At 43.3% G+C, this 22,124-nt stretch carries 13 protein-coding genes and 2 pseudogenes; 9 read left to right on the top strand and 6 right to left on the bottom strand.

Features of this window, described 5'->3' with window-relative positions; genetic code table 11:
• Nucleotides 1-583: 583 nt before the first annotated feature.
• The 6 genes from J4861_RS02225 to J4861_RS02200 form a co-directional block, all read right to left on the bottom strand.
• Nucleotides 584-1,774, bottom strand: a complete 1,191-nt coding sequence (locus tag J4861_RS02225) for a YncE family protein (RefSeq protein WP_211816534.1) — start codon at nucleotides 1,772-1,774, stop codon at nucleotides 584-586.
• A 26-nt stretch (nucleotides 1,775-1,800) separates the two neighbouring features.
• Nucleotides 1,801-4,215 carry a TonB-dependent receptor gene (locus J4861_RS02220; protein ID WP_211816533.1) on the bottom strand — a complete coding sequence of 805 codons (2,415 nt, stop codon included), beginning with the start codon at nucleotides 4,213-4,215 and terminating at the stop codon, nucleotides 1,801-1,803.
• Nucleotides 4,216-4,222: 7 nt separating this feature from the next.
• Nucleotides 4,223-4,816, bottom strand: coding sequence for a TetR/AcrR family transcriptional regulator (locus J4861_RS02215; protein ID WP_211816532.1), 594 nt, complete (start codon nucleotides 4,814-4,816; stop codon nucleotides 4,223-4,225).
• A gap of 741 nt (nucleotides 4,817-5,557) precedes the next feature.
• Entirely contained in the window at nucleotides 5,558-7,198 is a 1,641-nt protein-coding gene (locus J4861_RS02210; protein WP_211816531.1) for a hypothetical protein, read from the bottom strand.
• Nucleotides 7,199-7,215: 17 nt separating this feature from the next.
• A complete protein-coding gene (locus tag J4861_RS02205) occupies nucleotides 7,216-9,333 on the bottom strand; it encodes a TonB-dependent receptor (RefSeq protein ID WP_211816530.1) in 2,118 nt (705 codons plus the stop codon).
• A 132-nt stretch (nucleotides 9,334-9,465) separates the two neighbouring features.
• Nucleotides 9,466-9,786, bottom strand: a complete 321-nt coding sequence (locus J4861_RS02200) for a hypothetical protein (protein ID WP_204868210.1) — start codon at nucleotides 9,784-9,786, stop codon at nucleotides 9,466-9,468.
• A gap of 832 nt (nucleotides 9,787-10,618) precedes the next feature.
• Here J4861_RS02200 and J4861_RS02195 point away from each other — a divergent pair.
• From J4861_RS02195 to J4861_RS02155, 9 genes and pseudogenes are all read left to right on the top strand, one after another.
• The gene (locus J4861_RS02195) at nucleotides 10,619-12,571 is read left to right on the top strand and encodes a hypothetical protein (protein ID WP_211816529.1); all 1,953 of its coding nucleotides are present in this window, start codon (nucleotides 10,619-10,621) and stop codon (nucleotides 12,569-12,571) included.
• A 477-nt stretch (nucleotides 12,572-13,048) separates the two neighbouring features.
• The gene (locus tag J4861_RS02190) at nucleotides 13,049-13,708 is read left to right on the top strand and encodes a hypothetical protein (protein ID WP_211816528.1); all 660 of its coding nucleotides are present in this window, start codon (nucleotides 13,049-13,051) and stop codon (nucleotides 13,706-13,708) included.
• A 20-nt stretch (nucleotides 13,709-13,728) separates the two neighbouring features.
• Nucleotides 13,729-14,739, top strand: a complete 1,011-nt coding sequence (locus tag J4861_RS02185; protein ID WP_211816527.1) for a hypothetical protein — start codon at nucleotides 13,729-13,731, stop codon at nucleotides 14,737-14,739.
• Nucleotides 14,740-15,623: 884 nt separating this feature from the next.
• Nucleotides 15,624-16,715 carry an aldose epimerase family protein gene (locus tag J4861_RS02180; RefSeq protein WP_211816526.1) on the top strand — a complete coding sequence of 364 codons (1,092 nt, stop codon included), beginning with the start codon at nucleotides 15,624-15,626 and terminating at the stop codon, nucleotides 16,713-16,715.
• A gap of 42 nt (nucleotides 16,716-16,757) precedes the next feature.
• Nucleotides 16,758-17,375 (top strand): annotated as a pseudogene (locus J4861_RS02175) (MFS transporter); the annotation flags it as partial.
• A gap of 44 nt (nucleotides 17,376-17,419) precedes the next feature.
• On the top strand, nucleotides 17,420-18,787 hold the full coding sequence (locus tag J4861_RS02170; RefSeq protein WP_211815910.1) for a transposase: 1,368 nt from the start codon (nucleotides 17,420-17,422) through the stop codon (nucleotides 18,785-18,787).
• A 148-nt stretch (nucleotides 18,788-18,935) separates the two neighbouring features.
• Nucleotides 18,936-19,658: pseudogene (locus tag J4861_RS02165) on the top strand (MFS transporter); the annotation flags it as partial.
• A gap of 91 nt (nucleotides 19,659-19,749) precedes the next feature.
• Nucleotides 19,750-20,910 carry a galactokinase gene (gene galK, locus J4861_RS02160; protein WP_211816525.1) on the top strand — a complete coding sequence of 387 codons (1,161 nt, stop codon included), beginning with the start codon at nucleotides 19,750-19,752 and terminating at the stop codon, nucleotides 20,908-20,910.
• A 223-nt stretch (nucleotides 20,911-21,133) separates the two neighbouring features.
• Nucleotides 21,134-21,802, top strand: coding sequence for an NUDIX hydrolase (locus J4861_RS02155; protein ID WP_211816524.1), 669 nt, complete (start codon nucleotides 21,134-21,136; stop codon nucleotides 21,800-21,802).
• Nucleotides 21,803-22,124: the final 322 nt, after the last annotated feature.

The following is a 22,124-nucleotide window of genomic DNA, read 5'->3' as shown; positions in this document are numbered from 1 at the left end:
GCTCTGTGTGACAATACATCAAAGTTCTGATCTCAAAAGATATCACTCCAAATTGCTGAAGACCCATAAATTACTCATGGAATCTTTCTCCGTTAGGCAACTCCCCTCCTTCGGAGGGGTTGGGGGAGGTCCTTCTTACGAAATATCCTTACATATTATTACATAAAAAGGCAGAAAAGGTGGTTAAAAACGCACCTTTTCAGCGTCCCTGTAAGTTTCTTATTATCAATCAGTTGCAAAACAGAGTTTCAAAAGGTGCTTAGTAAGGGTTCAAAAGGGCGTTAGTAAGGGGCTTAAAGGGCGTCTTTTCGGAGCCAAAAGAGCATATATTGAAACCGAAGATATGAAATATTTTTACAATAAAACAGAAATAAAGAAGACAGAAAGCGTGTAAATACTTTCTGTCTCCCCTATTATTTCCTCCCCTATCGACATCAAGAGCGGTAGGGATAAGCTATTATTTTTCTCGTTTAGAACCACCAGCAACCACCAAGCGGTCCCTTCCCTTGAGGGTATATCAAAAATGATACACTCTCAAGGGAAGGGACTACTACTCTTTCTGTGGATTCGATATGTACACAAACTACCTCAACTCATGCACTGCATATGGTGCACCAGAGGTTTTTACCTTGAGGGTCTCGTAGGTGGCAGTGGCTGGATGATAGACGGAATAGCCCATACCTTGGTCGGTGGACATACCGAAGATGATGTCATTACCCGACTTACAGAGGGTTGCAGCCCACCCAGCTGTGGCAGAGAGGTCCAACTTTGTACAGCTCTTATTGTAGAGATTAATCTCGAAAGGTTGGAAGCATTTATCGTGGACATAGTCTGGTGGATTGCTTGCAGCCCCTGGGATGTTCAGGTAAGCATACACCTTTCCGTTGCCGCCATACACCTTCATATAAGCATACGAGGTTTTATTGCCTTTGACTCCTACTAAGTCAACATCCGCAAGGGTGAAGCAGTAGGATTTATCAAAGTCAGTCTGACCTTTCTTAATACGCAGAAATCCCTCCTTGACACCAGGTTGATAGCCGAACATCGCTACACAGTAAAAGTAGATATCACCCTTCTCATCGATGAAAGGATCGCCAGCTGGCGACTCACCAGAGGCCATTGAGACACGAGGATCACTAACGACTTTGATAGGTTTATCGGTTTTTGTGTCAATCAAAGCCACGTAAGCACCCGCCTCACAGGTGTAGGTAGACTTCATCTGACTAAGTGCCACATAGAGTATTCCGTCTCTTATGATAGATGCGGCAGGCTCTGGATTATTGTCACCAGCGGCTTTCCCCAAGGAATACTCCGCCAAGTCAATCTCTCCAACCTTCTCCATTGTGGTAGGATTGATGATGATTACCTTTCCTAAACCAGAACAAGAGACGTATGCCTTATGGTCGGAAGCGAAGGTGATGTACATTGCTGCAGCCCCACTTGGGAGTAGGATAGTATTCCCCTCCTGCACTAACTTTCCCTCTTTCTGGGCATATTTATAGATGTGTTCGGTGTCGGTTATATACACTTTCCCCTTATATACGAAGGAAAAAGCACCCTTCGGCATAACCAGCGCATTATCGGTATTGAGCGAGCCAACGTTCATGTCTTTGAAAACACTTACGTATGTATTGTCTCCGATGTTAACACTATGGACGAAGCCCATCTCCGTCTTTGCCGGTGCAGGCGGTGTGTCAGGTGAGTCTTTGTCGCAAGATAGTAGTCCGACGGTCGTTAGCAGCATGATTGCTGCAGTTAAGAAATAATGTTTCATTGTGTTTTGATTAAAGAAGTTAATAATTATAAGCTCATTGCCCCACCTGCCAGTTTGTCTCTGAACAGGTTGAAGCGTAGTTTTGCCTTTAATGTTCTTCTGGGCAGAGGCATCTTAAATTCCATGTAGTTCTCCTTGTTGAAGACGTTTTCTAACTCAAGGCTCAGTGACATATTATTATGCCATAAAGACTGTTGGAGGCCTATCGTGAAGACATCATTGGATGGGATACGCCATTTCCTACGCTCCTCTGCAAGCGAACTCATCTGCCACCCCCAGTCAAACTCGCCCACATGCGACACGTCGATATAGACTCTCGACAGCTCACGGCGGCCTATCAAGCCCTCTGCATGGTACTCCATGCCATAGTTATAGTAAAAGGCAGGGATGTTAGGGACGTGCTTATTATAGGTAGGGTTGCTCGTTCCTTGTTCGTCATTAAACCATCTTTGCCTGTCTCGGATATCCTGTAAGGTCAGATTAAAGTAGAGATAGACATTGCGTGTGACGTCCACCTTCACGTCGGTGTCCATTCCAATGGTCCTTGTCTTCCCTAAGTTTGTATAGATAGAACGTGTGTCAGCAGGGAAGAGTCTTATCATGTTCTTCATCATCATATAGTAGAAATTCGTCTCCCACTGCACCCTCACGAGTCCGCACAGTCCTCTTCTATCGACGATGAAACCAAGATTCAGATTATTCCCCACCTCTGGCTGCAGGTTGACCGACGGTTTGATGCTTACCCCATTACCAAAGAGTTCGCCCGTATCGGGTATCCTCACGTTATGCGAGAACGACAGCTTCGCCCGCACATCCTTCCACAGTTCATAGCTGAAGCCCTCACTGAATCCATAATACGCCCGTTCCACACGGGTCTGCTTCGGTGCTAACTCGTCTGTTGCCTGCCCTTTCGCCAGTGCGTCACTGGTTCTGTAAACCCTTGAATTAAGGTAGTATATGCTGATTGTCAATGAGTTTTGTAGTCGACGATTATCCGAGACAAACAGATGACTGAGCCCGATGTTGTTAGCAGTCATCCTACTTGGATAGGCACTGGGGTCAAAGCCAAGATAGCCTTTCATGCGTTCGTCCTTAGGAGTATAAGCCGAGTAGGCGTATTGGTCATTGAGATTAAGCGTGTGCCGACCCCGTGTATATTTCAAGTTAAACTTACTCCTCACCTCAAACTGCCGATCATGCGACTCGTTAAAAAGATTGTCGTCCGTCTCTCCTACGGCTTGTGTGATTGTTCCGTCCCACTGTCTCCTCGTAGTGGCGGTGTCTGTCATATTCGAGCGGATGATAGGAGTGACCATAGTGTACTTCATATCCAGTCCTTTAACGAGGAAGTCTTGTTTCTCCAACACGAGGTTTGGCATGATATTTATCCCTTTTGTATAGGCATGACGAGCGTCGAAATTAAGCGACTGTATCCCCTTCTTGTTCTGATAAAAGGCACATTCTAAGTCGAACTTATCAAAGTAAAGTTTCCTAAACCCTAACCCAACATGATAAAAATTGGCTTCGTAATAGTCGTTCCTACGTCTCACCTTTCTATATGCCGACGCAGGCAGATTGGTCTCGAACACTGGCCACGACATCATATAGTCGTTTTTCGACTTATTCTTAAAGAATGCCACGTTAAATAATATCCCCGGTCGGCTAAAGAGTTTTTGTCCACTTACGAGTGTCTTCACCGTCCCAAAGGATGCCAGTTCTTGTGTGAAGCCCACCAAGTCGCACTCATCTTCTCGCGTGACGATGTTGATGGCACCTCCTAAACCATCTCCCCCATACTCCGCAGGAACAATCCCTTTATACACCTCGATATACTTGATGACGTCTATCGGGATGTCGTTAATATCGAACGAACCGTCGGGACTGTTCAGTGGGAACCCATCGATATATACCGCCACACGCTTCCCTTCTAAGCCATGAACCGAGATGCGCGATGCACTACCCAGTCCACCTGCCTTCCGAACCTTAATTCCTGATGTCCTCGTCAGTATCTCCTCAATGCTACTCGACCGTCCTCTCAGTTTCGCACCATCCACAACTGTCACAGCCATAGGGCTTTGTCGTATCTGGTTTATCTCTGCACTCTGCACTGAACTCCGCACGACAACCTCGCGAAGCGAGGTCGATGAGGGTTCGAGATAGTAGTCTCTTGTCACATCACCACCCGCCGCAACGACCTCCCTCAGCCGTTTGAAGCCTACTGCCGACACCTCTATCGTATAGGCACCCGCTGCGGTAATCGTCAGTTCATAACCGCCTGTCTTGTCAGAGAGCACCTTCTGCTTCGTTCCCTTAACTGCTATGCACGCTCCACAGATAGGAGTCGACGTTTCTTTCTCCACTATCTTACCCCTTAACAGCCGTTGGGCCGCCACAAGCAGAGGGCACAGACATAACATTGTAATAAGGATTAATCTCTTCATACCTAACTTATTGTTTTATGAGTTCTTGCCACCCTGCCGTGTTGTAGCGTATATATTCGGTCAGAGCCTGCCTCACCTCCTCCTGCTGAAGGTCGGGTCTTGACACAATCTCACCGATGATTGTCAGCCATGTAGAGGCGCTGATACGAAAGAAGAGGGGCGACACACTCGTCTCCACCTGCTCCATGTAGGCCCTGCTTATCGCTACTTGTTCGTCGATAAAGGCCTCACGGAAATTCTCTAAGGAGGTACCCTGCGACTCAAAGAGCAGCAGTCTCAGTTCTTCCTTATATAAGAAAATGATACGAAGCATTTCCTTTAAAAAATCCTTCTGCCGTTGTCGGGAGAAATCAAGACACTTTTCCTCGTGCTCACCCTTGCTGTACACCGTCATACGCTCGCCTATCACAGAGAGCAACGGACGAAGGACAACACAGAAGATATCGTCCTTTGTCTTAAAATAATTATATATATTCCCCAGCACAACACCAGACTTAGCCGAGATTGTTCGCATCGAGGTCTTCCTATATCCATACTTAATAAATTCACTGCGGGCAGCCGTAACAATCCTACTCCGCACATCTTCTTTTAATGTTTTCATTATTATCTTATTAACGGACAATGTTTTATTTTGTTCATAAAAAAAAGCGTATTGCATTCAACCTGCAATACGCTTTCTTCCACTTGACGTTCTATGGCATACTAATCGTTTCTCCATTCTGTCGATTTTTGCTGCAAAGATAGGCGAAGATTTCCGTCTTGTCAATACTTACTAATAGGTATTTTAACCCAAATCGATTATTAGAGCCTAAACATATTTTGTTTTATCATCGAGCAGATTATTTGTCTTTTAGGCGCAGACGTAGCAGGCTACGTCAAGTTACAAGGACAGACAAGATGCCGATAAGAAAATAAAAGTTGTTAGGAAACAATATCATATCACCGTAAATCTGTGCCCTCAATGAGAAAATTCATCCGCACAACGTTATGAAATATTGTTACAAAATAGCAAGAAAAAAGATGGGGTAAAAGACTAAAAACGAGCATTTCAACCATCGTCATAACACTCTCGCTTTCAAGTAGTTGCAAAAGAGGTTTTCAAAAGGGCGTTAACAAGGGTTCAAAAGGGCGTTAGTAAGGGGCTTAAAGGGCATCTTTTGCAAGCCAAAAGGGCGTCTTTTCGGAGCCAAAAGATGATGTTTTGAAACCGAAGATATGAAATATTTTTACAATGATACAGAAATAAGGGAGACAGAAAGCATGTAAATACTTTCTGTCTCCCCTATTATTTCCTCCTCTCTCGATATTAAAAGAGGAAGGAATAAGTCTTTAATTCTTGCGATTAGAACCAGAAACCAGCATCGCTGTGCTTGCTATCTCCGTGGAAATTCCACCAGAAATCGAGGACAGCAGTCTTGATATCGGTTATTCCAAAGGCATCCATCAGCGAACGAATTGACACCAAGTTGCTCTCTGAATAGTCCTTTGCATCGTTGCTTAACTTATCTAAATCAGTATCAAAAACCTTTGAATCCAGTTCGCGCTCATCACTGTCCATATAGATATTCATCGGCACAACGATGGTTGGTAGCCATGCTTCTTCCTTCAACTGGCGTTCGGTTGGCGCACAGAAACTGCTTGCTTTGCCATTGGTCAACTTAGAGTTATGAGCGCGCATCAGGCGAATTTCGAGGTTAAATTGCTTATGTGTACGCAAGAATTCGAAGTATCCTTTATGTCCGATAGGATTATTATCTTTAAGGAATTTAGCACCATCAAACTTGTTTGTCTTATTCCATGGGTCTGTATCACAGTAGACATACTTAAAGAAGTCAGTAGAATTGACATCGGTAGCCTCCTTCTTTCCGCCATAAGAAGGGCGAATATCGTCTACCATAAAGAAGTGCTGATAGTGACTGTCTTCGCCATTATTGACGATTTGAGAGGTAATTTCGTTGCCTGCCTTGTCGTAATAGTGAATGACAAAAGCCGACACATAATACCCCTGACTACTTCCCATAAGGTTCACACTCTTATCATTCTTTGGATCAGCCACCCACTTTCCATTCTCCAAAGTATAGGTAAGCTTATAGTTACGTCCGATATACTTCAATTCTTTTGGTGTTGGGTTCTGATGAAATTGCTTTTCTCCATGCAGGTGGCCGTTATAGATTTCAATCACAGCCTTTGCAGGATTGATAAGTGAAGGGTCGGTAGTACTCTCCTCAGTTGACTGCCCATCAATCACGATAGGCAGTTTAACGTTGATATCCCAAAGTCCAGTGCTAAGCAACTTTCCAGTTGGATTGTAGAAAGGAGAGGCCTTTCCATCGTCACCAAACTTACTTCCAGCAGCGTGGAGCAGGTCGACAGAGAGGGTAAACTCACGTCCAGGCTTCACGAACTTGATAAGACCTTGGAAGCCCATAGGGTTCGTGTCGCCAATGAAAGTGCCGTTCAACTCGTCTATATAGCGGTAGTCGTAAGGCAGTTCTGCTTTGTTTGTGACACGCACAGAGCTCATCTGTCCCTCATACATCACCTGCTTGAACATTGAGAAGAAGTGCTGATGAATCTTGTCCTGACCGAGGTTGTAGAACTGACTGTTCATCATTTCTCCCTTTGCATTATAATACTCCATCTTCAAAAGATAGACAACAGAAGGGTTGTCTACACTATTCTTTACATTGAACGACTTTGTTTCGCTCGTCACATGCCAGCCCTGACCAGCCGTTGTCTCCCACTCTATCACTTGAGCAGGTGAAGAAGCGGCTTTGAAATTAGCCATCTTTGGCGTATTATCAAAGGCAGAAGCATTGTTGAGTGTTCCTTCCTGCAGTGTAAAGACAGCCCGAACAGGGTCTTCATGGAGTTTGTTTTCTTTCTCATTCTCTGGCTGTTCTGGGTTACAACCCACGAACAACATGGTCATTACTGCACTGAAAGCAAGTACAAGACCATTTATAAATCTCTTTGTTTTCATCGTTTTTATCTTTTTTATTAGAAGTTCCATGTAATCATACAACGCACGTCACGACCCATATCGTGGGCATAGTAGCGGCTGCGGTTAGTGTATTCTTTGTACTCACGATTAAGGATATTGTCGCCCATCAGTCCTACACGAAGCGACTGTCCCTCACGCATAGGCACCGAAAAGCTAAGTTCAAAGCCCATAAGATGATAGGAATCAGGACTGTTGGCGATAAGGTCTGTAGCAGGATTGAAGCGTGTTTGCTTCGCCACAAAGCGATGAGTGAGTCCTAACTTAGGTGAGAATGCCTTGAAGAAAGGCAGCGACCACGTCAGTGAATGGGTCAGACGGAAGCTCGGAATATAAGGTAGATAAGCGTGAGAAGGCATCTCACGTGCCCAAATCATTGCCGTAACAAGATGATAATCAAGCGATGATACTGGTCGAACGTGGGCATCTAAGTCGACACCTTGGAAGAAAGCACGTGTCTGTCTGTACTGGAATACAGGATAAGCACCTGATACAACCGTGATATTCCGTCCTGTTGGCTGGTCGAAGATGTAGTTATTAATCCACTGAAGGTAGCCATCGAGCTGAACATCAAAGTACTTACTTGCATATTTCAATGAGGTTATCCACTTGTAACTCTGCTCTGAAAGGAGGGTTGAATCGCCTTTCACAAAGATGCCAGAACTAAGTTCATTACCATTACTATACAGTTCATAGACGTGTGGGGCACGCCAAGCCACACCGAAATGAGAGGTCAATTTCAGTTGTTTATTGATGTGGTAATGACCGCCAAGACTGTAAGTAAAGTTCGTGAAGTCACGCTTTCCGCCATATCTTCGCCCTGTCCAATCATAGCCGTCAGCCTTTGTTTGCTGCCCATCAAAGCGTACTCCAGCCTCCATTCCCCATCGATCAGCAGTATATTTCTGCAACGCATAGAGTCCGAAAGCTACCTCCGTGTAATTCGGAATGATAGGAACAACACCCGTTCCACGCTCGTTCGTGTTATCAGTTATCAGCAGTTGCGCTCCTGCTTCACTCTTCCAATGCTGATAACCCTTGTTCCAAACGAGTGAGTTCTGCAACGAATTCAAGTGCAAACTGACGGTAGGAATGTCCGAATGGTTCAGACGTCGGATGCGGTTTTCGCGTCGATTGTCCTGCTGGAAGGTTGATTGAAAAGCAAAATGTCCTATCTTTTCGTGATCAAAAAACGCCTTGAAATAGACATTATGATGAGTTATCTGCTGAAAAGGATAGTCTATATGCCGACTGAAAGGTGTGAAGTCGACAGGCTGACCGAGGCGGATACGCTCTTGTAACAGCTGTTCGTTACCCATCTGAGCACTCTGCATAACACCCAATTTCTGTGCAAACAGACTATAACCTGTCTCTAATCGCCAAGCCCCACGCCTATAACCTAAGGCGAGGGATAGGTCGTTTTCACGCATTCCGGTGTTGTTTAGCAGGTAATGAGCCGTACTTCTGTCGCCTCCATTCTCGGTATTCAGATGTAAACGCCACGCCCAGTTGCCATGCCACTTAAAGCTATTTTCAATATAACCTGAGGCTCCGAAGCGTCTGCCATTGGTGCCATAAAGTCCCGCTACCATACCGTGAAGACCACTGACGTCATAAGGTAAGGGGGAAGGTTGCATAAGAACTATACCGCCAAGTGCCTCAGAACCATATCTTACAGCATCTGCTCCTTTCACCACTTCGATGTTACTATAACTGTTTTTATCTACTTCTGGGGCATGATCCGCACCCCATTGCTGACCCATCAGACGTGCACCATTGCTCACCAAGAGTATGCGATTGCCATACATTCCGTGTATCACAGGCTTTGAAACAATTGTTCCTGTCTGGATAGAACTGATACCACTGACTCCCTCAAGCAGCGAACCCAAGGAGCGTCCCATAGCATTTGTAATGGCGGTTTGATTGATTTGACTGCCTATTTGGTTTACACTCATCATCTGGCGACGAGTAGAAACCACAACTTCACTTAGGCAAATGGAATCATGAGCAGGCTTAGTGCTTTTCTCATTCTGTGCAGCTAACGGCATAGACCAACACAGCAATGCGAACAAAACACCAGCCCACTGATGCCTGTCTAATTTTAATTTAAGCATCATAGACTAAATATTAAATGTCAATAGACGGCTCTTTCGCTCCCTTTTAATGGGCAAAGAACCTACAAAAAGTTTGTCATACGGAATTGCATGCACACCTCAGTGCGCACTTATCCCATATAAATAAGGTGATGATTAGCCCACTGTCGGAGGCGAATGGCTATTGATTGAGACAACAACCTGATAGACAGTTTGTTCTGTAAATATACGTTTTGGGACCCAACTTATCGCTACAACAGGTTGAAAAACTGTTGCTTTAGCTTCGACAGACTCGTGCATTGTGAAGTCACAAGTACTACACACCTGCTTCAACGAAGCATTATGGCTTACAGAAGCCTTGTCTGAACCGTGATAAGAAGTGTTATGATAGTGGAAATCTTTGAGCAAAAGCATAGAAGTGAACACAAAAAGAAGTGTCCACGCATAGATAAGTTTTATCGTTGTCTTTTGCTTCATCTATTTCCAATATGCGGCATGTAAATGTATTATCAAACATGCCTTAAATGATTTCGGGCATAAAATTACGAAAAAAACAGCACGTATTTCTCCACAACCTATTTATTTTTTGCGATTTTAAACATCGTTAACACAGAAACTATCCAGTAGTTATTCTGCAATCACTTTATAAACAAGAGGGGTTCGTCTGTTAAATTCATAGAGTAGAGATAGGGTAAAGATTTATACGCTTGTAGGGTATTAATATCTCAAATGACTTGGTCTTACAAAGGAGGATAAACTACAAGATAAAATGCAAATAGATATAAAACCTATCCGTCTTCTGCAAACAACTGATTTCCATATATTGATATTTGTAAACTATTTTCATACAACTCAAAACCAATACATGCTCTTTTGGCTTCTAAAAGATGCCTAATTGACTTGCAAGAGGTGCCCTTTTAAGGTCTAACTAACGCCCTTTTGAAGTCCAATTAGGCACCTTTCCCGATACTACTTTATAACTAATTGATATTCTGTTGGTTGCAGACTTGCTTTTAATATGTGTTTTTATTCTTATTTATAGCTGTCTTACTTGAGTTTATGTAATGATTTTTCAAATCCTTATCGCTGGATTTTCGAGTATCAAAAAGAAAAAGGTTTCAGTGTCGGAGGATAAGAAAAAAACAGATAGTGAGAACAAAAATAATAACAAATACTTGCTTATTAATGTAGAAAAACGTAAATTTGCCACATAACTAACTTTAACAATAACAAATGATTCGTGTTATTCGAGAAAATCGTTGTCGCTAATCATAAAGTTTAATGTTTAAACCTCAAAGTTCAAAGTTCTATGCTCACAGTTCAAAGAATTAAAAAGTTCAACCTTAAACAACCTGTTTGCCTTGTCGCAACGCTCCTCTCTATAACACTTCTTGGCAGTAGTTTCAGAAGTGGTAAGACTGATGTACACGAGATGCCAGATAGCATTCATATGGCCATCGACTCCATAAACAAGTATAATATCTTTGCTGATACCTACGTACTCGGTCCAGAACATCATCGCTCTAAACAATATGACTACGCTAATTGGCTGCGCCGTCACGCCACACCAGACCAATTAGCCGAGATAGCTAAGACAAATCCTAATCCTGCCACACGTCTTTGGGCTTTCAGAATCTTGTTAGAGAAACCTCACAAGCAAGTCTATGATGTCCTGAAAGCAGCTATCAACGACACCACAGAGACTGAGCAGATGAGTTATTGTTTCTATAGCAAGGAACCTTATAACCTCAGAGCTTTCTCTCTCTACTATTTTGACCAAGTGAATAGTCAGACACCAGAAATGCAAGAGGCGATTGATAGTTTAGCTTTCTTCGACTATATGAAGCGTTATGGATATTCCTATGGAATACTCAAACACTTCAAACCTAAACAGAAATACTATGCAGCAGTAGTCGAAGCTGCCAACAACGGACAGGTAGAAGTCCTGCCATTGCTCATCAAATATAAGAATCTTAACGACTTACAGCACATCCGTAAGTTGCTGCAAGCTGACTTTGAGGAGAACAAGCGACTGACATACGATACCCGTGAAATCCTCGAAGAATGGGGCAAACCAGACTTTGAAGAATACGCAAAAAGCGTTTGTCAAGCCGTTATTGGTAAACCAGATTACTTTAGTGTAAGAGAGTATTTCCCTCTTCTTTGGCAATATCCTGCGCCTTGGAGCTATCAACTTCTCGAGAATATCCTTTCCGGTAAAGACAGATATAGTAACATTCACGAAATAAAGGAACACTTTATAAAGTATGCTAAGGAAGGACCTATCCCTCCTATCTTCCAACCGCTGTACGACAGATATCTAAAGGAAAGACGTACTGTCAGAAGTGGAAGACCACAAACGGAAGAGTCGCTTAAAACACTTAGAATGGCTCTTGACGCCTTAAACAAGGAGACTTTCTTTTCTGAGGATGAGACTGCAGGTTTCTCTAATCGTTATCGTTTAATGCAATTTGACTATGCTGACTCATTGCGCTACAACGCTACAAGCGACCAATTGGCTGAGATTGCCCAAACAAGTCCTTCGCATATCACACGCCTTTGGGCATTCAAAATCCTGTTGGAGAAACCCAATGGGCAAATATTCAACATTCTCAAACAGGCTATAAACGACACAACAAAAGTAAACTATATATCCAGCTCTGAAGAAGAATTCAAAGTTCCCTTCCACCGTTCTATTCTCAGCGTCTACTATCGTAACGTAGATGAGGACCTGCCAGCACAACAGCAAGTAGCCATTGACAGCTTAGTGTTCTTTGATTATATGAAAAAATATGGATATGAAAAAGGGTTCCTTCATGACCTCCAACCACTCAAATCCTATTACCCAACCATCATCAAAGAGGCTGACAAAGGCAATGACGAGGTTTTGATGTTCCTTGCTCGATACAAGAACAAGAACGATATCGCTCGAATCAATAAGTTTCTGAAGCGCGATCTGAAGAAGAATGGGCGAATGACGAACGAATCTTATTGGCTTCTTAAGGCGTGGGATAAGCCAGACTTTGAATGGTATGTAAAGACCGTCTGCCAAGCTGCAGCCAAAAAGAAGACACATTACGGTGAACCTCGTTACATCAGCCTCCTTTGGAGCTACCCTGCACCGTGGAGCTATGATATTTTTAAAGATATGATTTCCCAAGAAGAAAAATACAAGAACTTCTCAGATATAAAGGCTTTTCTTCAACAACAAGCGCAACACGGAACGTTTCCTCAAGTCTTCCGACCGCTGATTGAGAAATAAGTGAAGTCTTATCCCCCCAAAAAATAACACCAAGCAGCCCCTCTCCCGATCCCTCCCCCATAGGGAGGGGGAGTGATTTGTAATTTTTTTTCATACTCTTTACAACCAACACATGGTCTTTAAGCTTTCAATTAACGCCCAATTGACTTGCAAGAGGTGCCCTTTTGAGGTCTAACTAACGCCCTTTTGAAGTCCAAGTAAGCACCTTTTCTGACGCTACTTTATAACTAACTGATTTCCTGTTGGTTACAAACACACTTTTTATATATGTTTTTATCCTTATTTATAGGGGTTTTATTTGAATTTATGTAATGATTTTTCAAAGCGTTATCCACATCTTCGGAGGAGTATGGGAAAAGGCTCTTCTATATCGGAGGATGAGAAAAGAAAAGATAGTGAGAACCACAAAAAACATAACAAACACTTGCTTATTAATGTAGAAAAACGTAAATTTGCCCCATAACTAACTTTAACAATATGCAAAAACCACAATGGAATAGAATAAAAGACTTTGTTCAACGCAAAGAACTATCGCTTGCAATGGGCTTACACCTTGGTGCAATATTTCTCTGTGGACTGATTTATATCCTGCTACCCGAAGACGTACACCTGCGCTGGGGACTGACTTACATACCAATTTGGACTGCTCTTCTGTCACCGATTGCACTGATGATTGCAGCACGGAAAAGCAAAAGGAAGGTGGTGATACGCCTTTATAGTGGAGTGATAGGCATAGGACTTTGGCTACTTGCCATCTTCCTTCAAATCATAGGAGGCGATATCTTTCTCCCTGCGACCTGCTTCTGCAAAGACGGTGATTACCTCGTAAGACGAGAGTACGACTTCTTTGACAACAACTTAATAGGTGTTTATAAAATTAACGGACTAACAGAAAAGAGAATAGCAATCTATAGTTACAGCAGTCCCGACTCTATCAAGGTTTACGATTCATTGAATGTCATCGCTTTTTACTGCCCTTCCGAAATACAGGAAGACCCATGGGCCACCGACACCATTGCCCCTCTCCGTGTCATCGAACAGCTTCGCGACAACGAAATAGATTCTGAAAGGAGGAAGAAGATAGAACAACTTGCCCACCGCCTTAACGCCCGACTCGGCTATACACTGACTGAATAAATAACGAAAAAGATATAATAATGAACTACTTAGTGCTTAAACAACGTATTTATCTTGTCATATCAGCCCTCACACTGATAGCTTTAGGCAGTGGCTATGGCTCTTGCACAAAGTTTTCAGACAGGTTATCTGATAGTGCTATGGTGGCACTCGATTCCTTCCACCACTGTCAGTATATGGCACTTTCAAGGGGTATCGGTATGGCAGGGAGGCGGTCAGAGCAATTAGATTATGCCGATCAGCTCAGCCGTCACACAACTGCAGAACAATTAGCGGAGATTGCCAATACCGATACTTCACGCATAACAAGGCTATGGGCATACAAAATTCTATTGAAGAAAGCTGACAAACAAGTATTTGACATATTAAAGCAGGCATTAAAAGATACGACACACGTAGAGTTGGAGTCTGGCTGTATCGGATATGAAGAACCTTACAACCGCGCTGCTATCATTGTCTATAGTCACGATGGCAACAAACTTAAACTATCCAACCAGCTGCGTTTCTCCCTTGATAGCCTCATCTTCTTCGGTTATATGAAGAACAAGGGCTTTGAGAATGAATTACTCATGGACTTCAAACCCCATAAGATTTATTATGCCACAGTCATCGAAGAAGCCGACAAAGGGAATGATGCTATCCTCCCTCTCCTCGCTCAATACAAGAATCCCAATGACCGCCAGCGTATCAACAAGTTGTTGAAAGCCAATCTAAAGAAAGCAGGTGTATGCTCCTATGAGGCATGTGAAGCCATCAGTAACTGGAACGACCCTGCCTTCGAGTGGTATGCTAAGGCTGCTTGTCAAGCTACTATCAAACAAGAAGACTATTATGCAGGGGGTATCCTCCCACTTCTTTGTGCCTACCCTGCCCCTTGGAGCTACCAAATACTTAAAGAACTGCTCACTCAGAAAGGAGATTATAGCAACAGTGACACTGCTAAGGATTATCTTAGAGAGCGATATAAAACGCGCCCCGTTCCCCCTATTTTCAAACCATTATATGATAGGTATGTGGCAAGAAAGAAGTAAGACATAAACCTTGTTGCCTCACAATGCACATGGTATTTACCTTTATGATTACGCTTCAGAAGTTTAGAGAGATAAGGAGGCAGCCTAAATTTATGACTCTGACAAAGTCTCACACAGAGTCACGGAGGGGACGGAGGATTATTAAATACAAAGCAATGGAAGTCACGGAGACACCGCTGGTGTGTGAAGCTACGGAGATAGTTTGCCAATTTTATTAGCAATTTATATGTAAAGCGTTTACCCCAAAGGGCATCAGGAGGCTGTACACTACACCTCTGTCCCTCGTTGTGCCATTCGCACCTCCGTAACATTACCCTTACCTCCGTCCCCTCCGTAACTCTGTGTGACTTATTACATAAGAGTTTTAGTTGATTATTCCATATCTCGGAAGAACCAAGAAAGAAACCACCCCCACACCCATATTGTAAAGAAAAATCACAACCCGAAATTTTATTGGTGCTTAATTGCACTTGAATTAAGGCTTAATTGGCTTGCAAAAGGTGCCCTTTTGAGGTCTAACTAACGCCCTTTTGAAGTCCAATTAAGCACCTTTTACACCGCTATTTCCCAACTATCTGATTACTTGATAGTTACAAGAGTAACCCAAAACGCCATTTTTAACCATTTAAAACTACAAAACAAAGATGTTTTGTAAATATATTTCATTATTCATCTCACACATTTATCAAGGACTTTTTCACTATCTAACAGCTGAAAAGAAATGCAAACAAAAAACATTTAGAACTCACTTAAACATACAAACAGCCATTATGTTAATTGTTTTTAACACACCATACCCTATTATTTTCAAAGTTAAGTTTGCAGTTATCGTTTATTTTTATTTACTTTGCAGGTCTTGAAACAGTAACTAAAAACAGAACATCATGGTAAATACCGAAGAGACACACTACGCGTGTGGACTGAAAAAAGAAGACTTCCAGACGACAATAAGCGGTAAGAAAACCGATCTTTATGTACTCAGAAATGCCAAGGGCAATGAGGTTGCAGTCACTAATTACGGTGGTGCGATTGTTGCTATTATGGTTCCTGACAAAGAAGGTAAATTAGCAAATGTCATTCAAGGACATGACAATATACAAGAGGTTATCGCCTCACCAGAGCCTTATCTTTCAACACTTATTGGCCGTTATGGCAACCGTATTGCTAAAGGTCGTTTCCAGTTGAACGGAAAGGAGTATAAACTTGCTATTAATAATGGTCCTAACTCTCTGCATGGAGGTAAGGAAGGCTTTAATGCAAAGGTATGGGATGCAGTACAAGTTAACGACCACGCCGTTGTTTTGAAGTACATTTCTTCTTATGGAGAGGAAGGCTATACAGGCGAAGTTGAAGTCTGGGTAGCCTATTCATTCTCTGATAACGACGAACTCATTATCAAGTATTCTGCAAAGACAAACAAGAAGACGATTATCAATCTTACCAGTCATGGATTCTTCTCTTTGGCAGGTATTGCTAATCCTACACCAACAATTGACGACTTAGAATGCCAGATAAACGCAGACTTCTATCTTCCTATTGACGAAACATCCATCCCAACAGGTGAGATTTTGAAGGTAGCTGGTACTCCATTCGACTTCCGTGAACCAAAGCCAGTAGGTCAGGACATCGATGCTAACAACGAACAGATTAAGAATGGCGCAGGTTACGACCACTGTTTCGTACTGAATAAGAAGGAAGAAGGCGAGCTATCATTTGCTGCACGCATCAAAGAACCAAAGAGTGGCAGAACAATGGAAGTGTATACAACAGAGCCAGGTGTTCAAGTATATACCCATAACTGGGCTGACGGCTATAAAGGACAGCATGGTGCAACCTTCCCACGTCGCAGTGCTATCTGCTTTGAAGCACAGCACTTCCCAGACAGTCCAAACCATCCTTATTTCCCTTCAGTCATCTTAGAGCCATGTAAGGAGTACACACAGAGAACGATCTATAAGTTCGGTGTAGAGAAATAAGCATCTAAAAAGGAAATAATAAATAAAAATTGAAATATCAAAATGGAAAATCAAACTAACAAGAAAGGAACCTTGGTGGCTATTATCACCATGATGTTCTTATTTGCGATGATCTCTTTCGTAACCAACATGGCGGCACCATTTGGTACAATTTGGAAGCAGCACTATGAGTGGGCTGGTATGATGGGTAACATGATGAACTTCTTGGCTTACCTCTTCATGGGTATTCCAGCAGGTATGATGATTACAAAATACGGATATAAGAAGACTGCTCTTGTTGCCTTAGCACTTGGTTTCATCGGTATTGCCATCCAATATGGTTCAAGTAGAATGGACGGAAACGAAATCGGCACATACGTAGTTTACCTTGTTGGTGCCTTCGTTTGCGGTTTCTGCGTTTGTATCTTGAACACCGTTGTAAACCCAATGTTGAACCTTCTTGGCGGTGGTGGTAACCGTGGTAACCAGCTGATCCAGACGGGTGGTTCGTTGAACTCACTCGCAGCGACGCTGACTCCAATGCTCGCAGGTTCTATGATAGGTGAGATTACAAAGGAAACATCACTCAAGGCAGTAACTCCATTGTTGTTGATTGCGTTAGTTATAATTGTTTGTCAGCATAATATATTATTTGTACCTTTACATAAAATCCCCCGAACGACCCATCACGGGCAGAATCGGGGGAAAACTTAAAATAAATCGTCGTGAAGATACAAAAAATTTCTGATATAACACCAACTTTGCCCTTTACAGAGTTCGATTTTTTACAGAGCTATCGTGAAAGCTTTGCACAAAGCGAACTTGGACGCATTCATTCCCAGCTCCCACTAAAGGAGTTGGCAGCAGAGTATACGAACCTTAGCCATAAGAGCAAGCGAGGCAAAAAGCCTCTTTTCTCGGGTGAAGGAGAAATAGCCCTAATGTTCCTTAAGTCATACACAGGTCTGTCTGACGATGGTCTGATAGAAATGCTTAACGGAAGCATCCACATGCAGATGTTCTGTGGTGTTCTGATAGACCCCTCCTGTCCCATCAAGGATGGAAAGATTGTAAGTGCCATACGCAATCGTCTTGGTCAGTTTCTTGACATAGACAGCTTTCAGGGCATATTGTATGCCAAATGGAAAGACAACCTTAAAGACAAAGACCTGTGCTTGACGGATGCAACCTGTTACGAGAGCTACCTGCGTTTTCCTACGGATATCAAGCTGCTCTGGGAGTGTTGTTATTGGCTTCACACTCTGCTGGTCTCCGAGTGTAAACACCTCTCAGAGCGTATTCCGAGAAGCAAGTATAATAATATTGACAAGGCCAGGCTTGCATACGCTAAGCAGCGCAAGCACACAGCCTCGTCCACGCGCAAGCTCAGGAGAAGACTCCTGAGGCTTCTGTCCAAACTCCTGTCCCAATGGAATCGTCTGCGTAAACAGTACAGTCCTTGCATCTGTCTGTCGGCAGAACAAGAAAAGCGGCTGTCCGCTGTGCGTGAGGTATGCCTCCAACAGTCAGAACTATTCTCCGGCAAGGAAGTCAAGCACCGTATCGTCAGCATCGACCGCCCCTACCTCCGTCCTATTGTCAGAGGCAAGGAAAACAAGCGTGTAGAGTTTGGGGCAAAGGTCAACAACATACAGATAGACGGCATATCATTCATAGAGCACCACAGCTTTGAGGCATTCAACGAGGGTGTCCGTCTTAAGCTATGTATAGAATATCAAGAATCTTTGACGGGAATCAAAGTCAAGCGTGTAGGTGCCGATTCCATATACGCCAACAATGCCAACCGCACTATGTGTACAGAAAAAGGCATAACGACCTGTTTCACTAGAAAAGGTCCAAGACCCAAAGAAGAAGCTGAATGTCTCAAGACAGCGAGAAAGATTATTGGAAACCTCAGAGCTACGGTAATGGAGGGTAGCTTTGGAAATCAAAAGCAACACTATAGCCTTGGACGCATCAAGGCACGCAATATGTTTAGCGAGAGGCTACTACTCTTCTTCGGAATCCATACAGCAAATGCTGCCATTCTTGCCGCAAGGGAGATGGCTCGGAGGGTGAAGAAGGCTGCCTAATAAAACTTAAGGATAATTTTACAAGTCCATAGATAGTATGGAAAGGGCAGGTGTGCTCATATGACTCATTATTTGAGATTTTTGAACAAATAACACAGCATATTCTTTTTCTGGGACCTTCTCCAAGGAAAAGAATGCAGTTTTTGGCATCTTTGCAGCTTCATTCGTTATCGTTTGGTTTACACAGTTGACAGAGCCAGAGACAGAGAAGACAGACGTCGTTGGTGGTGTCAAGGAGGCTTTGCGTTATCGTCAGTTGTTGCTCGGTATCATTGCTATCTTCTTCTACGTAGGTGTTGAGGTTGGTATTCCTGGTCAGCTCTTGTTCTACCTCAGTGAGCCAGTTGCAAACGGCGGTGTACTTGGTAGTGCAGCAACAGCAGGTTTGATTGCAGGTGTTTATTGGATGTTGATGCTCGTAGGTCGCTTCGTTAGTGCCTTCATCAGCGGTAAGGTATCATCTCGTATGCAGTTGACCGTAACCTCAGCAGTAGCCCTCCTCCTCTTGCTCGTGGCTATCTTCATGCCAGAGGATGTAAAGATGAGCCTTTCAATTCCTAACCTTGCAGAGAGCACATTCGACCAGGTAGAGGTCCCAACAAAGGTATTGTTCATCATCCTTTGTGGTATCTGTACATCAGTTATGTGGGGTGTTATCTTCAACCTCGCTACCGAAGGCCTTGGTAAATACACAGCAACAGCTTCTGGTCTCTTCATGACCATGGTTGTTGGTGGTGGTGTAATGCCATTGATTCAGAACCTTATGGCAACAAAGGTAGGCGACATTCAGAGCTACTGGCTCATCGTTGGTATGTTGGCTTACATGCTCTTCTACGCATTAGTAGGCTCACATCCTTCAAAGAAGGCTTAAAACATACATCTTTATAATGGCAGGCATTACGCTTGCCATTATAAAAAGATATATACATAAAACCCTAACTATCATTCAAAACATTACTAACATGGACATAGAATTCGTAAGAAGCCGTTTTATTAAGCATTTCGACGGCCAGACTGGAAACATTTATTTCTCACCAGGACGTATTAACCTTATTGGCGAACACACTGATTATAATGGTGGTTTCGTATTCCCAGGTGCAGTAGACAAGGGCATTATGGCAGAGGTTCGTCCTAATGGTACAAACACTGTTATGTGCTACTCTATCGACCTCAAGGACCGTGTAGAGTTCAAAGTTGACGACCCAGAGGGTCCACGCGCTACATGGGCACGCTTCATTTATGGTATGGTACAGGAGTTCAAGGCACTTGGTGTTGACGTAAAGGGTTTCAACATTGCCTTTGCTGGTGACGTTCCTCTCGGTGCAGGTATGAGTTCATCTGCTGCTATGGAGAGCTGTTTCGGATGCGCATTGAACGACTTGTTTGCTGATAATAAGATATCAAAGTGGGACATCGCACTCGCTGGTCAGGCTACAGAACACAAGTATATCGGTGTGAACTGTGGTATCATGGACCAGTTTGCAAGCGTCTTCGGTCAGGAAGGTAAGCTGATGCGCCTTGACTGCCGCAGCCGTGAATTCGAGTATTTCCCATTCAATCCACAGGGTTATAAGCTCGTTCTTGTCAACTCAAAGGTTAAGCACGAACTTGTTGGTAGCCCATATAACGATCGTCGCAGAAGCTGTGAGAACGTTGTTGCAGCTATTGCTAAGCAGTTCCCAGAGAAGAAGTATGAGACATTGCGTGATGCTAACTGGGACGAGTTAGAGGCTGTTAAGGACAAGGTAAGTGCTGAGGATTACCAGCGTGCACATTTCGTTCTCGGTGAGAAGGAGCGCGTACTCGCTGTTTGTGACGCACTTGTTGCTGGTGACTATGAGACAGTAGGTCAAAAGATGTATGAAACACATCACGGACTTAGCAAGGAATATGAGGTAAGCTGCGAAGAACTCGACTTCCTCAACGATGTTGCTAAGGAGAATGGCGTAACTGGTTCCCGCATCATGGGTGGTGGCTTCGGTGGTTGTACCATCAACCTCGTTAAGGATGAGTTATATGACAAGTTCATTGCTGATGCAACAGAGAAGTTCATAGCCAAGTATGGTCATGCCCCAGAAGTCTATCCAGTGGTTATCAGTGAAGGTTCTCACAAGGTCTGTTAAGAGCATAATGGCATCTAACGAGGTGTCATTTTCATCGATATTTAATTAGTATAAGGGCTGGATTCAACATAAGAAGTTCAGCCCTTAGCTAAAAATAAGCGTCATAAACACAAGAAGTAATCCAACACAGGAAGACCTTTAAATCCCAATACACAACAAAAAAGATATTACTACCTAACCAAGAGATATTTACAAGTTTACATCTCATATCAAAACCTACAACATGAATAAATACTACAAAGGTGAACCCAAACTATTAGTTTCGGTCGACTGCATCGTACTCGGGTTCGAAAACAAGAAGCTACAGTTACTCGTTGGTAAGCGTAAGGTTGAACCGTACAGCGGAAAACTATCTCTCTACGGCGGATTCGTTAGAGAAAACGAGAGCTTGAAAGAGGCTGCCAACAGAGTTCTTTTCCAATGCACGGGCATCAATGACATCTATATGCGACAGGTAGGAGCCTTCGGTGAAACCGACCGTGACCCTGGTGATCGCGTTATCTCAATCGCTTATTGTGCACTCATCAATGTGTCTGACTACGACCATAAGCTATTGGAAGAGAACGACCTACAGTGGGTTGACATAAACAATTTACCAGAGCTATATGGTGACCACATCGAAATGGTACACATAGCATTGAGCCAACTCCGCAAACTCATCAATAAAGACCCACTCGGCTTCAATCTTCTCCCAGAACTCTTCACGCTCACACAGCTTCAGAATGTTCACGAAGCGATTATGGGTGTTGAGATTGACAAACGCAACTTCCGTAAGCGTATCAAGCAAATCGACTTCATTGAGAAGACAAAGTATATTGATAAGATAACCAGTAAGCGTGGTGCAGCATTGTATCGCATCAACAAACAAGCCTATTCAGATGCCTCTCTATAATCCTTCATAGGAAGGCTAACGATAGAAGCGTTTAGCTAAGATAACACATAAAAAGGGTATATCAGAATGTTTGTCAGTGACCTTTTAACATTCGATATACCCTTTTATCGTGTTCTTATCCATCCATTGCAGTCTCTCTTACGCCTGACCGTATACCTGATTACCCACAAGATGATTCGTATTAACGCCCCGCACCAGTTGTGCGAAGCCTCCGCACACTATGTGCGAAGCCTTAGCACAACTATAAAAGGTGACGATAACGACATCATCCAACGCTGAAACAAGCTACTGCAAAAGGATGATGAATTACGATAAAACAGTC

It is taken from the genome of Prevotella melaninogenica (assembly GCF_018127925.1).
Classification (GTDB): domain Bacteria; phylum Bacteroidota; class Bacteroidia; order Bacteroidales; family Bacteroidaceae; genus Prevotella; species Prevotella melaninogenica_C.
The sequence above is the reverse complement of the archived record's forward strand: the minus strand, read 5'-3'. Positions and strand labels throughout refer to the sequence as shown.